This window comes from Ancylobacter sp. GW821-FHT10E12 (assembly GCF_058809335.1).
Genome location: NZ_JBXASN010000014.1, coordinates 39,118 through 52,777, shown reverse-complemented (window position 1 = coordinate 52,777; position 13,660 = coordinate 39,118). Strand labels below are relative to the sequence as shown.

The following is a 13,660-nucleotide window of genomic DNA, read 5'->3' as shown; positions in this document are numbered from 1 at the left end:
GACGCCTTCTGCCGGCGCGCGCCCGCGCCGGCGCATTTACATAGCCGACAAAGGATAATCGCAGCGGAGTGTCAACCCATGGAGAACGCTAGCTCTTGCCGTCCGTTGCGGCGGGGTTCTTAGCCGCGCGTCGCGCGGAGGGCTTTCGCCGGGCCGGCCGCTTCGCGCCGGAGGTGCCGCCGCCGGAGGGCGCCTCGCGGCTGCGGCGCGCGCGCTGCTCGAACTCGGCGCGGATGCGCTCCAGCTCCGGCTCGTCCAGCTCCTCGAGATCCATCAGCTTTTCCCGCGGCCCCTCGAGCCGGGCGATCAATTCGTCGAGCTTGATCTGCATCGCCGCGGTGTCGCGGTTCTGGCTGTTCTGGATCACGAACACCATCAGGAAGGTGACGATGGTGGTCGAGGTATTGATGATCAGCTGCCAGGTATCGTTGAAACCGACGAACGGCCCGGTCACCGCCCAGGCCACGATGATCGCCACCGCGCCGATAAAGGTCGCCGGGTGGCCGGTCCAATGCGACACGCGTTGGGAGAAGCGGGTGAAGGCGGAACGCTTGGGCGCGCCTTTTCCGTCGTAAGCGGAAGATTCGGAGGCAGATTGGGCATTCATCGGGAGGGTTCCGTGCGGGCGCCCACGAAACGGCGCGCACCTCATGACGGGACAATGTTCGGTCCCGCGTCGTTGTTCCGGTCTTCCGTGACGGCGGGCGAGGAGAGCGCGGGCAAACCGCTCGCCAGCCGCACGTCGGCAATCACCGGCAGGTGGTCGGAGGCGCGGGCGGCCTCGGTATCGGTGAAGCAGCGCAGCACCTTCAGCCCGTCATTGCAGTAGAGCCGGTCGAGGCGCAGCATCGGGCGCCGCGCCGGAAAGGTGCGAAGCCCGCTGGTCCAGGGAAAGGCGGCGGCGAGGTGGCCGCGCATCTTTCCGAACGAGGCCCAGTCGTTGAAATCGCCGAGCATCAGCATCGGCTGCCGCCGGTCGCGCTCGCCGAGATGCGTCAGCGTCCGCACCTGGCGCATCCGCTCGCCGATGGCGAGGCCGAGATGCACGGCCACGACGTTGAGCGGCCCGGCAGCGGTCGCCACCCGTGCCGAGATGGCGAAGCGCGGCTCGCGCCGGCGCACCGACAGATCGTGCAGCTCCACCCCGGCGGTCTCCCAGCGGCTGAACAGCGCATGGCCGTAATGCCCGTCCGGCGCGACGATGGTGCGCGCTTCGGCGAAATAGCCGGCGCGCAGCCCGCCGAGCGGGGCGAGGCAGTCGACGTCGCGCCCGCGGGTGTCGATCTCCTGCAGCGCCACGATATCCGGCTTGTGGCGGGCGATCAGCGCGGCGATGCGTTCGAGGTCGAAGCGCCGGTCGGGACCGACGCCGCCATGGATGTTCCAGCTCATCAGCCGGATCGTGTCGGACAGAGCCGGCTGCATGGGTCAGGCCGCCGCCGGTCGCGCCCGGTTCACCAGCAGCTGGAAGCTCAGCGACAGCACCATCCACAAGGCGACGAAGCCGACGAGCAGCGCTACCGCGCCGAACGAGGGATCGCTGAGGATGCCGACCACCTGCCGGCCGAGCGCCGTCATCACGATCAGCCCCGGAGCGAGGCCAAGAATGGTGCCGGCGACATATTCGAGGAACGGGATACCGACCGCGCCCGCCACCAGGTTGACGAAGGTGAAGGGCGCCGCCGGCACCAGGCGCACCGTGGTCACCGCCAGCACGCCGCGATCGGCGAGGCTGCGGCGGATGCGGTTGATGCGCGGACCGATGAACCGGCGCACCAGCCGCGCGCCCAGCGTGCGGCCGATCGCATAGGTCGCCAGCGCGCTGGCGAGTGCCCCGGCGCCCGCCAGCACCGCGCCGGTCCAGCCGTCGAACACCGCCACCGTGGCGACGATCAGAAGGGTGACCGGAAAGGCGATGAAGCCGCCAGCGACGAAGGCGGCGATCACCAGCGCCGGCGCCCAGGGCTCGGCGGAAAGGAGCTCGAAGGCCTGCACCATCCGGGCCGGTTCGGCGAAGGGCGAATAGCTCCAGGCCAGCACGAGGCCGCCGACCACCGCCAGCGCGGCAAGCGCCAGCAACGGCCTGCGCCAGCGGCGCGGCGCCGGCACGGCGATGCCGGATTCTTCGTAAAGCGGCTCCACCGGATCGGCGAGCGCGTCGATCATCGGCAATGGCAGCTCCGCCGCCTCCGGCTCGTACGGCACCGGGGCGAGGCGGCGCGCAGGCGCCGGCGCGTCGAGCAGCGCCATCAGCCCGCCGGAGGCCAGCGCCTCGCCCACCTCATCGGCCGCGCGGCCGAGATGCTCGCCCAGCAGCCGGTTGCGCACCCCGGCGACGCCCTCGCGCTCCGGTGCGTCCCGCGCCTCGACCACGAGGTCGCATTCGCTGTCGAACCCCATGGAGCGGTTGCACAGATTGGCCGAGCCGATCCGCAACAGCCGGTCGTCGACGATCGTCACCTTGGAATGCACCATGACGCGGCCGGCAGCGTTCTGCGGTCCCACCTCGGGATAGACGACGCGCAGGCGGTCGGCGAGGCCGGCCTCGGCGATCATGCGCATCACCCGGTCGCGCCCGACGCCCATGGCACGGTGCTCGAACCACGAGCGGTAGCCCATCGGCATCACCACCACCACTTCGAGCGCCGGCCGCTCCTGCATGCGGGCGATCAGCCGCTCGGTGGTGCGCCGGCAGGTGAAGAACTGGTTCTCGATATAGACGACGCGCTCGGCCTTCTCGATCATGTCGAAGAACAGCGCCTCGACCTCGCGCACGCACGGCATCTTCCCATGCGCCGGCAGGGTGCGGGATATGCCGATGCCGAGATCGGCGAATTCCGCCGCCACGGTGTCCGGCCAGGGCGAGGGCTCCGGTCCCGCGCGCGGCGGCGCCAGCCGCTCGCCGGAAGCGCGGCGCCAGCGCTCACGCAGCATCTCGCCGAGCGCGGCGGCAGCCGGCCCCTCCACCACCATCTGCACGTCGTGGAAGGCGGCATAGGGCGCGCCGGCTGGGTCGACGCGCAGTTGCTGCTCGGGCAGGTGATCGGGCGTGTCCCAGCGCCGGCCCGTCAGGTCGAGCCCGCCGGAAAAGGCGACGCGGTCGTCGACGACGACGATCTTCTGGTGGTGCGAGGCGCCGAAGGGCAGCGCATCGTCGAGGCAGATCTCGATCTGCGGTGGGGTGTTCCACATGAAGGAATAGAGCGGCAGCAGCTCCCGCTCGAAGGCGAACACCATCGAATAGTCCCAGAGCAGCAGCCTTATGCGCAGCTTGGGGTTGCGCCGAACCAGCGCGGTGAGGAAATCGGCCAGCGCCTCGGGCAGCCCGTCATCGGCGTGGCCGCTCTCGCCCACCAGCTTCATGCGGCTGTCGAGGTCCCAGCCGGCGATGCAGACGGTATCCTGCGCCTTTGTCAGCGCCGAGCGCAGCGCGCCGAAATAGGCGGCTCCGTCGACCAGCACCGACGCACGCGCCGCCTGCTCGATCCGCCAGACATTGCGGCCCTCGCGCAGCAGCGGCGGGCGATTTCCCTCATCGGAGGCGGCATCGTGGATGGGCTGTTGGACGCGATCGAGCATGGCGAGGCGGCTCTCCGTCAGTCGAGGGTCCTGCGACAACGGCGGCGGCGCCTCCCCGGTTCCGCATCGCGGCGAGGCGCGCGCCCTCGCCAGAGGCCGGCCCGGCTGCTACAGCGCTCCAGCCATGACCCCATCCGCTACCCCGTCCATGATTTCGCGCCTGAGCCCGACGCTCGACATCGATTGCGCCCGTCCGTGGCTGCTGCTGCGGCTCGCCGCCCCACATCGCATGGTGAGCTGGTCGCTCAACCGGCCGGGATTCGTGGAGGCGAGCACGGTCGCGTGGCGCGAGGTCGGGGCGCAGGAGCTTACGCCGCAACTCGACCCGGCGCGCTGGCTGGAGGCGGAACTGGCCGGAAGGGGCCTCGGCGACGCGGTCGGCCTGCTCACCGCGCGCGATGTCGCCTCCCACGTCCATCGCGCGGCCGATATCGAGGGCGCGCGGGCGGAATGCGTGGTCACCGCCGGCCTCAACAATGGCGAGCGCGTCGGCATGCGCCATGCCTCGGGCCCGACCGTCGCCGGCACCGTCAACATTTTCTGCCGCTCCGCATCGCCGCTCACCGAGGCAGCGCTGCTGGAAGCGGCCTCGCTGGTGGCGCAGGCGCGCACCGTCGCCATCATGGAGGCCGGGTATCGCCGACCGGGCGGCACCGCCGCGGTCACCGGCACCGGCACCGACTGCATCGTGATGGCGGCGCCGGCAGCGGGCGAGCCCGAAGCCTATGCCGGCATGCACACCGCCATGGGCGAGGCCATCGGCGCCTGCGTCGTCGAGGCGACCCGCATCGCCGTCACGCGCTGGATCACTGCCCGCGGCTGATCAGGCGGGTGCCAGCAATTCCTCCAGCGCGTCGGCGAGCCGGTCGGCGTGGTCGGTGGTGACGCAGAGCGGCGGGCGGATCTTCAGAACGTTGCCGAACTGGCCGGCGGCGCCGATCAGGATGCCGCGCGTCTTCAGGCCGTTGATCAGCGCCTTGGCGATATCCGGGCGGGGACCCGTCCCGTCGCCGAAGGCGACGCCGAGATACAGCCCGGCCCCGCGCACGGCGGTGATCGGCGCACGGCCCATCAGATGCGTCAACCGCGCGGAAAGATGCTTTCCGACATGGGCGGCATTGGCGATCAGCCCGTCCTCCTCGATCGCCTCCAGCACGGCGAGCGCGGCGGCGGTGGCGACAGGGCTGGCGGCGAAGGTGTTGAAATAGCCGAAATCGCCGCAGAAATCGGCGAGCAGCTCCGGCCGCGTCACCACTCCCGCGATGGGATAGCCATTGCCCATCGGCTTGCCCATGGTGACGATGTCCGGCGTGATGCCGTGGCGCGAGAAGCCCCACATGCCGGCGCCGGTCCGTCCGAAGCCGGGCTGCACCTCGTCGGCGATGAACAGCCCGCCGGCCTTATGCGCCACCTCCACCGCGGCTTTCAGGAAGCCCGGCGGATCGGCGAATACCCCGTCCGAGGAGAAGATGGTGTCGACCAGCAGCCCGGCGAAGCCGATGCCGTCCGCCTCCATCGCCGCGATGGCTCCGGCGACCGCATCGGCGAAGCCCTGCGCGACATCATTGCCGAAGATCGCCGGGTCCGGCGGCGGCACCATGCGCACATGCGGCGGCGGCCCCCCCGTCTTGTAGGAGGAGGGCGAGACCTCGGTCACCGCCATCGTGTTCCCGTGATAGGCGGTCTGCGTCACCACGAAGCCGGAGCCGCCCGACGCCTTGCGGGCGATGCGGAGCGCCAGGTCGTTGCTCTCGCTGCCGGTGCAGGTGAGCACGACATTGGAGAGCGCCGCCGGGAAGGTGGCGAGCAGCTTCTCGGCATAGTCGTGCGACACGTCGAACAGGTAGCGCGAGTGGATGTTGAATTCGCCCATCTGCCGCTGCACCGCCTCCACCACCTTGGGGTGGCAGTGGCCGACGGTCGGGACGTTGTTGTAGAAGTCGAGATAGGCGCGCCCGTCGGAAGCGTGGAGATAGGCGCCTTCCGCCTTCACGATCTTCAGCGGCACATCGTAGAACAGCACCGAGCCGGCGCCGAAGGCGCGCTTGCGCCGCTCCACCAGCGCGGCGATGTCGGGGGGCAGCGCGGCGCCCTCGCCCGAGAAGGCGTTGAGCGAAAGAATCTGGAGTTCTTTCGTCTTCATGACGTCGCCCCCTCGGCATGGGTTTCGAGGAAGGCGAGGCCTAGCGCCACCGTGCCATGCGTATAGGCATCGCCCATCGCCTGCGCGGTCGGGGTCTCGGCATGCGAGGCGATCCAGGCGGTGAGCAGGATCCGCCGCAGCATGATGAACACCGGCAGGATGGCGCATTCGTCGTCGGTGAGCGGCGCGACGGTGCGATAGCCCTCGATCCACGCCGCCTGCAGCTGCGGGATATAGGGTTCGTGCTCGGTGAAGCTGATGGCGGCGGCGAAGTCGTAGAGATACCAGGAGAAGCCGCAATCGTCGAAATCGATCACCGACAGCGTGTCGCCGTCGACCAGCAGATTGGCGACGCGCATATCGGCATGGACGAGGCCGAAGCGATCGGCGCCGGTGCCATAGGCGTCGAGCTTTTGCTTCAGCGACGCGGCGACCTGCTCAAGCACCGCTCTTCCCTCGGCATCGAGGCCGAGGCCGGCGCGCCAGTCGCCCCAGAGCCGGACGGAGCCGAGCATCGCCTCGAAGTCCCACAGCTTGCGAGTGAAACCCTCCGGCCGCCGCCAGCTCTTCGCATGGGCGTGCAGCCGGGCATTGATGGCGCCGAGCTCGCGGAACCAGCGCGGCAGGTCCTCGCCCTCGGCCGGCTCGCGTCCCGGCAGCAACTCGAAGGCGACGGCGTGGCGGGTGACGCCGCCATCGTCGAGATCGGCGATCAGCGTGCCGTCGGCTTGCGGCACCGGGGTCAGCGTCGCCACCACCTTGTCGCGGCCCAAGGCCTCCAGCCAGGCGAGCTCGGAGGCGATCTCGGCACGCGAGTGATAGCCGGGCCGGTGCACGCGCAGCACGAGGTCGCGGCCGCTCGCGGGATCATGGGCGCGGAAGGTGGCGTTCTCGGAAATGGTGAGCAGCTTCACGTCGCTCGAAGCCGGCAGCCCCCAGCGCGGCAGGGCGGCGCGCAGCCCCGCCTCGAGGCGCGCCAGGAAATCGTCGCTGTACATGGTATCGGTCATTATCAGAGCTTCATCAAAGGCTTGGCTTCATCAGTGACGTGAGGTCGTCGAGCGCCATCACGTTGCAGTAGATCATGTTGATGATTTCCAGCTCGCGCTCCTGCAACTCGTCGGTCGCCGCCGCGCAGCAATCCTCCAGCACCACCACGTCGAAGCTCTCGTCGGCGAGGCTGCGCACGGTGGAGGAGACGCACTGGTCGGTGAAGATGCCGACGCAGATCACCGTGCGGATGCCGAGATTGGCGAGGATCAGCCGCAGGTTGGTGCCGGTGAGCGCGCTGTCGGTGGTCTTGGTGACGGTGATCTCGTCGCCCTGCGGCGCCAGCGCCGGCACGATCTGCGAGGCGCGCCCGTCCTTCGGCAGCAGCAGGTTGTTGAAGCCGGGCTTCTTCTGGCTCAACGAGCGGTCGCGCCCATCCTCCGTCTGGCAGGCGATGCGGGCGAACAGGCATTCGATGCCCCTGGCGCGGAACAGGGCGAGCAGCCTGGCGATGTTGGGGATCACCGTGCCGTGCATGCGGTCATGGAACGGCGTCCAGCCGTCGTAATGCGCGCGCTCGGCCTCGGTGGCGAGGCTCGCCCGGTCCGGGCGCTCCAGGTAGATGTTCTGCACGTCGATGACCAGCAGCGCCGTGGTGGCCGGATCCAGCACCGGGTCGGCCGGCTCGGGGGCGAGCGCGTAATAGAAGGAACGGTTGCGGGTCTTCCAGCTCACGCCACGCCTCCCCTCTGCGCGTCGAGGAAGGCGAGGAGGCGCGCATCATAGGCCGCCGGCTCCTCGTAGAACGGCATGTGGCTGGAATTGGCGAACACCGCGACCTCGGCCTGCGGCAGGTTCTGCTTCATGCGCAGCGCGCAGGCCGGCGTGATCTCGTCATGCCGGCCGACGGTGATCAGCACCGGGCATTGGATGCGGTGCAGGTCCGCCGTGCGGTTCCAGTCCCTGAGATTGCCGATATAGAGGAACTCGTTCGGCCCCTGCATCGCCATGTAGGGCACCATGTTCCAGTCGTTCAGCGACGCGAGAAGCGGCGGCGGCCACTGTGGCAGCCGGCAGACATGGCGGTAGTTCAGCAGCGTGATCGCCGCCTGGTATTCGGGGTGGTCATAGGAGCCGTCCGCCTCGTGGGCGAGCAGCATCTCCACCGTCTCCGGTCCGAGCGCGGCGCGCAGCCGATGCATCTCGGCCATGAGATGCGGCAGGTCGGCGGCGGTATCCTCCAGGATCAGCGTCTTCAGCGCCTCGGGATAGGTCAGCGCATAATCGATGGCGAGCCAGCCGCCCCAGCTATGGCCGAGGAGGTGCACCCGGCCGAGCCCGAGCGCCCGGCGCACCGTCTCGGTCTCCTCGACATAGCGCTCGATCCGCCACAGCGAAGCGTCGTCCGGCCTGTCGGAGGCGCCGCAGCCGAGCTGGTCGAAGGCCACCACCCGGTAGCCCCGGCCGGCGAGGAAGGAATGCGCGTCGCGCAGATAATCGCAGGGCAGGCCCGGCCCGCCATTCAGCAGGAACACCACTTCCTCGCCGGCGCCATAACCATAGGCGACGACCCGGTGGCCATCGACGTCGATCTCGATCCGCTCGTCGGCTTCTCTCTGCTGCCACATGGGAATGCCTATCCGCCCGCCACCGACAATTCGACCCGCGCGCGTCCGAGTGCACGGGCGAGCGCGCCGTCCGGCGCCCGGTCGCTGACGAGGCGCTGGATGTCCGGCACCCGCGCCCAGATGGCGAGCGAGGGCACGTCGAACTTCTTGTGGTCGGTGACGATGATGGTCTCCGCCGCCCGGTTCATCATCGCCTTGTAGACCCAGGCCGCCGGCGCCTCGGCATCCGCCAGCCCCTCCGGGGTGATGCCCGACACGCCGAGAATGGCCCGGTTGACGTTGTAGCTCTGCAGGAACTCGACGGTCTCCACCCCGACCATCATGCCCTCGCGGCCATTATAGCGGCCGGGACACATGATGATCTCGATGGTCGGGTTGGCCGCCAGAACGGTCGCCACCGAGAAGGAATGGGTGATCACCGTGAGGTCGCGGCATTCGGCGGCCATGCGGCGGGCGACATGGGTGGTGGTCGCGCCGGCGCCGATGGCGATCACCTCCTTCGGCTTGATGAACTTCACCGCCAGGGCGGCGATGGCCTCGCGCTCGGCCACCATCATGCCGTGGCGCTCGGTCACCGCCGGCTCGGAGCCGAACGGGCGCACCGCGCCGCCATAGGTGCGGTTGATGAGGCCGCGCTCCTGCAATTCGAACAGGTCGCGGCGGATGGTTTCGGTGGAGACGTTGAGGTCGGCGGCGAGATCGCCGACCCTGAGCGTCGCCGAGGCCATCATCTCGGCGAGGATGCGCTCGTGGCGCGCCGGCTTGTCGAGGCGCGGCCGGCGCCGGTCCTGCGGGGCGAGCATGTCGGAGGGCTCGCCGGTATGGGTGGGCGGGCTCATGCCGGCTGCCGCCGGCGCGCGAGGATCGCCACCAGCCCGCCGGCGAGCAGCAGCGCCGCGGCGGCCAGCGTCGCCATGGTGCCGAGCGCCGGCACCATCGGCGTGTAGCCGGCCACCATCTTGGCATAGAGCCATTTCGGGATCGTCGAGTCCGCCCCCGCCGTATAGAGCGACAGCGGGAAATTGCTCCAGGACAGCAGGAAGGCGAACAGCATGCCGGACCAGATGCCGGGCCACAGCAGCGGCAGCGTCACCTCGCGCAGCACCTGCAGCCGCGTGCAGCCGAGATCATAGGCCGCCTCTTCCAGCGCCGGGTCGAAGCCATAGACCTGGATGGCGATGACCAGCGTCACCACCGGCACGATCCACACCAGATGGGCGAAGACCGCGGTCATCCACGAGGTCTGGATGCCCACCGCGTTGAAGCCGAGCAGCAGGGCGAGGCCGAGCACCGGCTGCGGGAAGAAGATCGGCAGGATGATCAGCTTCTGGTAGAGCCGCCGCCCCTTCCAGTCATAGCGGGCGAAGGCGAGCGCGCCGAAAATGGCGATCACCACCGAGATCGCGGTCACCAGCAGGGCGATGGCGATCGAGTTCCGCACGATCATGCCGATCTCGATCGAGGCGAGGGTCTTGTCCCACCATTCGGTCGAGTAGACCTTGATCGGGAAGCCGAAATAGCGGCTCTTGTTGAAGCTCGCCAGCGCCCCGCAGACGATCGGCAGATAGATCGCGACGAGGACGAACATCGTCCAGATCCAGATCAGCGCATTGGTGCGTTTGGGACGGATCGCCATGGCTCAGCGCCTCCCCAGCATGCGATCGAGGTCGAGCTTCGACAGCGCGTAGAGGGTCAGCACGGCGATGAACACGGTGACCACCACCGACAGCGCCGAGCCGAGCGGCCAGTTCTGCGAATAGGTGAAGGCGATCTCGATATCGTGCGAGATGACGATGACCGACTGGCCGCCGAGGATCTTCGCCTCCGCCGTAGCGCCGATGGTTAGCACGAAGGTGAGCAGCATGCCGATCAGGATGCCCGGCATGGCGAGCGGCAATTCGATCTCCCGCCAGATATGCAGCCGCCCGGCGCCGAGGTCGCGCGCCGCATCGACGAGGTCGCGCGGCACCAGGGCGAGGCCGAGCGTCATCGGGAACAGCATGAAGGGCAGGTAGGTGTAGACGAGGCCGAACAGGGTGATGCCGGGCGTGTAGAGCACTTCCGGCCCACCGGGCAGGCCGAGCCATTTCAGCGTGCCGTCGAGCACGCCGTTCTTGATGAAGAACAGCACCCAGCCATAGAGCCGCACATTCTCCGAGACGAAGAGCGGGAACACGAAGAACACGCTGATCAGCGAGGCCCAGCGCCCGAACACCATGTTCAGCCCATAGGCGATCGGATAGGCGATCACCGCGAGGATCGCCACGGTGAACAGCGCGAAGCCGCAGGACCAGGCGAAGGAGAGCCATACCGTATTGGTCGGGTCGAACAGGGTGGCGAAATTATCCAGCGTGAACGAGCGGAACACGTCGAAGCTGCGCGGCGTGGCGAAGGCATAGGCGAGGATCGCCACCAGCGGCGCTAGGAAGCCGACGCCGAGCAGCACCGCGACCGGCAGCGCGCAGCGGGCGCCCGCCGATAGCAGGCGGCCGTGCCGCTCCACCTGCCGGGTCTGGGCGATCGGAGGCTCGGGAAGTCGCGCTACCGCGATATCGGCCATGGCGTCAGCTCCCGAGCGTGAAGGCATCGGCGGCATCCCAGCCGATCGTCACCTTCCGGTCAGCGCCCGGCGGAAGCGCGCGCGCGCGCGACAGCTCGATCAGCATGACCTTCTCGCCGGCACCTATCGCGCCGACCCGTATCTGGTACTGCACGCGCGAGCCGAGCGAATACTCGTTGTAGACCACGCCCTCCAGCCGGTTGTCGGCGGTCTCGCCGGGGGCGAGGAAGCGCATATATTCCGGGCGGACGACGACGAAGGCCTCGTCCAGCGCCTTGCCGTCCTGCGGCGGGCGCAGGGTGAACATGCCCTCGACATCGACGCCGCGCCACAGCGCGCCGTCGCGCTTGACGCGGATGGTGTTCACCTCGCCGACGAACTCCGAGACGAAGCGGTCGACCGGGGCGCCGTAGATCTCTTCCGGCGTGCCGACCTGCACCAGGCGGCCGGCGCGCATCACGCCGATCCGGTCGGACATCACCATCGCCTCCTCCAGCGAATGGGTGATGTAGATGAAGGTCTTGCCGGTCTCCCGGTGCAGGTCCTTCAGCTCCTTCTCCAGCGTCTTCTTCAGCTTGTAGTCGATGGCCGAGAGCGGCTCGTCGAAGAACAGCACCTCGGGGTCATAGGCGAGCGCGCGGGCCAGGGCGACGCGCTGGCGCTCGCCGCCGGAGCATTTCATCACGTTCTTGTCGTGGTAGTTCTCCGGCAGCCGCACCACCTTCATCAGCTCCAGCGCCCGCTGCCGGCGCGCCGGCGCGCCGACGCCGCGCACCTTCAGCGCGAAGGCGATGTTCTCGCCGACCGTCTTGTGCGGGAACAGCGCCAGCGACTGGAAGACGAGGCAGGTCGGCCGCTTGTTGGGCGGCATGTCGTTGATGAGCTCGCCGCGCAGGGTGATGTTGCCCTCGCTCGGCGTGTCCATGCCGGCAAGCATGCGCAGCAGCGTGGTCTTGCCGGAGCCGGACGGGCCGACAATGGTGAGGAACTCGCCCTCGCGCACATCGAGGTCGATGCCCTCCACCGCGGCAAAGCCGCCGAACACTTTCCGCACGCCGACAAGCTGCAGGATCGGCGGCGGCGGCGAGGTTTCGGCGGGAATGGCGGGCATGGTCTGGAGCATCAATTGGTTCCGAAGCTGGATCGGCGGCGGGAATACCGTCGCAGGCACATGGTCTTGGACGTCGGGTCGGCGGAGCGGAAGCGTATCGATCCGGGGCGATCGCATCTGCGTGCTTCGAGAGGCGGGGCGGCGCCCCGCTCCTCAGCATGACGAGGACTTTCTTCGATGAACAACCCCGTCATCCTGAGGTACCCGGCGCAGCCGGGCCTCGAAGGACGCATGCGGCCTCCGCCTTCCTGCACACCCGATCAGCCGCGCAGGCGCAGAACTAGCCGCGCAGGCGCTTGGCGGCGTTCATCACGTCGAGCGCCTTGTCGTAGTCCGGCACGATGTCGTACTCGACCGAGCGGGCCATCTCCTCCTCCAGGCTGTCCCACTGGATGGCGTCGAGCTCCTCCTTGGTGAACAGCTTGAAGCAGTCGGGATTGCCCATCTGCGCCACCGGGTTGAACGTGCCCTCGGCGAAGGCCACGGTATGCGCCACGTCCGGCGCCTGCACATATTTCAGGAAGTCCAGCGCCAGCGGCGACAGCTGCGGGTTGTTCACCGTCGAGGTCACCTCGATCCAGGAAATGCCGCCCTTGCCGCCGGCCATCGGCCCCTTCAGCGGGGTGATGGCGCGCAGGTTCGGGTGGCCGTCGGCGCGGGCCGGAGAGACCGAATAGGTGCCGCCGGTGAGGTGCAGGTCGATCTCGCCGGAGATCAGCGCCTGGTTCATCGAGGCGATGTCGCCGATCAGCTTGGCGCCCTTGAAGACGCGCTTGGCGGTCTCCTCGAACTTGGTCATCTCCTCCGGCGTATGCACCTTGAACGGATCGATGCCGGCGACGACGAAGATGTTGAATACGTTCCAGTCGTCGGATTCCAGGATGCCGTACTTGCCGGCCAGCGCCGGGTCGTTGAACAGGTCCCAGCCGGTGTCCTCGGCGGTCTTGCGGCTGATCTTGTCGGTGTTGACGACGAAGCTGTAGGGCCCGAAGCGCTGCACCATGCCGATCAGATCGGCGCCGTCGTCGCTCATCGCCCATTTGTACGGCGCCTTGAACTCCGGCAGCATCTTGGCGAAGAACGGCTCGAACTCCGCCTTTGGAAGCGGCTTGATCAGCTTTTCGGGCAGCATCACCTTGCGCGCCCAGGGATTGTTGACGTTGATCAGGTCCCAGATATTGGTCTCGCCGGCGCGCAGGCGGTTGATCATGGTCGGGTCGTTGGTGAGGCTCTCGGCCTTCACCGTGGCGCCGGTCTTGGAGCGGAACGGGTCGAGCACCTGCGCGGAATTGTAGCCCTCCCAGCACAGGATGTTCAGCTCCTTCTCGCGCGCCGCGAAGGCGCTGCCGGTGCCGAGCATCGGCCCCGCCGCCATCGCGCCGACGCCGGCGGCCATGCCCTGCAGCATCGATCGTCTGGAAATTCCTGCCATCTCGAAAATTCCCCTCTTTATTGTGGCGCGGATCCTGATCGGCCGCGCATGCGATGCCGCATCGGAGCCCGCTTGAATGTGGCTCTGATGTTGGAGTTTGTGTGATCCTACACATGTGGATTTGGGCTTTACAACACCAATTTTGCATCGCACCCTGATGAAAAGAAAGGCAGCCCAAAGCTTCGGCAATCCGGGAGCCGCCTCGGGCAACCTTCCG

At 68.3% G+C, this 13,660-nt stretch carries 13 protein-coding genes; 1 reads left to right on the top strand and 12 read right to left on the bottom strand.

Going from position 1 to position 13,660, the window contains the following annotated elements; genetic code table 11:
- Positions 1-88: 88 nt before the first annotated feature.
- From AC1RU4_RS18640 to AC1RU4_RS18630, 3 genes are read right to left on the bottom strand one after another with little or no spacing between them, the layout of a single operon-like run.
- Positions 89-607: a low affinity iron permease family protein gene (locus AC1RU4_RS18640; protein WP_492892620.1), complete on the bottom strand. Its 519-nt coding sequence runs from the start codon at positions 605-607 to the stop codon at positions 89-91.
- A gap of 41 nt (positions 608-648) precedes the next feature.
- Positions 649-1,425: an endonuclease/exonuclease/phosphatase family protein gene (locus tag AC1RU4_RS18635; RefSeq protein WP_492892619.1), complete on the bottom strand. Its 777-nt coding sequence runs from the start codon at positions 1,423-1,425 to the stop codon at positions 649-651.
- A 3-nt stretch (positions 1,426-1,428) separates the two neighbouring features.
- Complete coding sequence (locus AC1RU4_RS18630) at positions 1,429-3,579, bottom strand: VTT domain-containing protein (protein ID WP_492892618.1); 2,151 nt, start codon at positions 3,577-3,579, stop codon at positions 1,429-1,431.
- Positions 3,580-3,727: 148 nt separating this feature from the next.
- Here AC1RU4_RS18630 and AC1RU4_RS18625 point away from each other — a divergent pair, with 148 nt between their 5' ends.
- Positions 3,728-4,402, top strand: a complete 675-nt coding sequence (locus tag AC1RU4_RS18625) for an adenosylcobinamide amidohydrolase (protein WP_492892617.1) — start codon at positions 3,728-3,730, stop codon at positions 4,400-4,402.
- Here AC1RU4_RS18625 and AC1RU4_RS18620 read toward each other — a convergent pair whose 3' ends face one another.
- The 9 genes from AC1RU4_RS18620 to AC1RU4_RS18580 form a co-directional block, all read right to left on the bottom strand.
- Entirely contained in the window at positions 4,403-5,722 is a 1,320-nt protein-coding gene (locus AC1RU4_RS18620; protein WP_492892616.1) for an aspartate aminotransferase family protein, read from the bottom strand.
- Positions 5,719-6,732 (bottom strand): phosphotransferase enzyme family protein, encoded by a 1,014-nt coding sequence (locus AC1RU4_RS18615; RefSeq protein WP_492892615.1) that lies wholly within the window; start codon positions 6,730-6,732, stop codon positions 5,719-5,721. Before AC1RU4_RS18615 ends, AC1RU4_RS18620 begins: the two co-directional genes overlap by 4 nt.
- 13 nt (positions 6,733-6,745) lie before the next feature.
- Positions 6,746-7,447 carry a cysteine hydrolase family protein gene (locus AC1RU4_RS18610; protein ID WP_492892614.1) on the bottom strand — a complete coding sequence of 234 codons (702 nt, stop codon included), beginning with the start codon at positions 7,445-7,447 and terminating at the stop codon, positions 6,746-6,748.
- A complete protein-coding gene (locus AC1RU4_RS18605) occupies positions 7,444-8,340 on the bottom strand; it encodes a proline iminopeptidase-family hydrolase (RefSeq protein WP_492892613.1) in 897 nt (298 codons plus the stop codon). The genes AC1RU4_RS18610 and AC1RU4_RS18605 overlap by 4 nt, the downstream gene beginning before the upstream one ends.
- A gap of 8 nt (positions 8,341-8,348) precedes the next feature.
- Positions 8,349-9,179: a DeoR/GlpR family DNA-binding transcription regulator gene (locus AC1RU4_RS18600; RefSeq protein WP_492892612.1), complete on the bottom strand. Its 831-nt coding sequence runs from the start codon at positions 9,177-9,179 to the stop codon at positions 8,349-8,351.
- Positions 9,176-9,976 (bottom strand): ABC transporter permease, encoded by an 801-nt coding sequence (locus AC1RU4_RS18595; RefSeq protein WP_492892611.1) that lies wholly within the window; start codon positions 9,974-9,976, stop codon positions 9,176-9,178. The genes AC1RU4_RS18600 and AC1RU4_RS18595 overlap by 4 nt, the downstream gene beginning before the upstream one ends.
- A gap of 3 nt (positions 9,977-9,979) precedes the next feature.
- Positions 9,980-10,900 carry an ABC transporter permease gene (locus AC1RU4_RS18590; protein ID WP_492892610.1) on the bottom strand — a complete coding sequence of 307 codons (921 nt, stop codon included), beginning with the start codon at positions 10,898-10,900 and terminating at the stop codon, positions 9,980-9,982.
- A gap of 4 nt (positions 10,901-10,904) precedes the next feature.
- Positions 10,905-12,023 (bottom strand): ABC transporter ATP-binding protein, encoded by a 1,119-nt coding sequence (locus AC1RU4_RS18585; RefSeq protein ID WP_492892609.1) that lies wholly within the window; start codon positions 12,021-12,023, stop codon positions 10,905-10,907.
- Between the two features lie 268 nt (positions 12,024-12,291).
- Positions 12,292-13,443, bottom strand: a complete 1,152-nt coding sequence (locus AC1RU4_RS18580) for an ABC transporter substrate-binding protein (protein WP_492892608.1) — start codon at positions 13,441-13,443, stop codon at positions 12,292-12,294.
- Positions 13,444-13,660 lie beyond the last annotated feature (217 nt).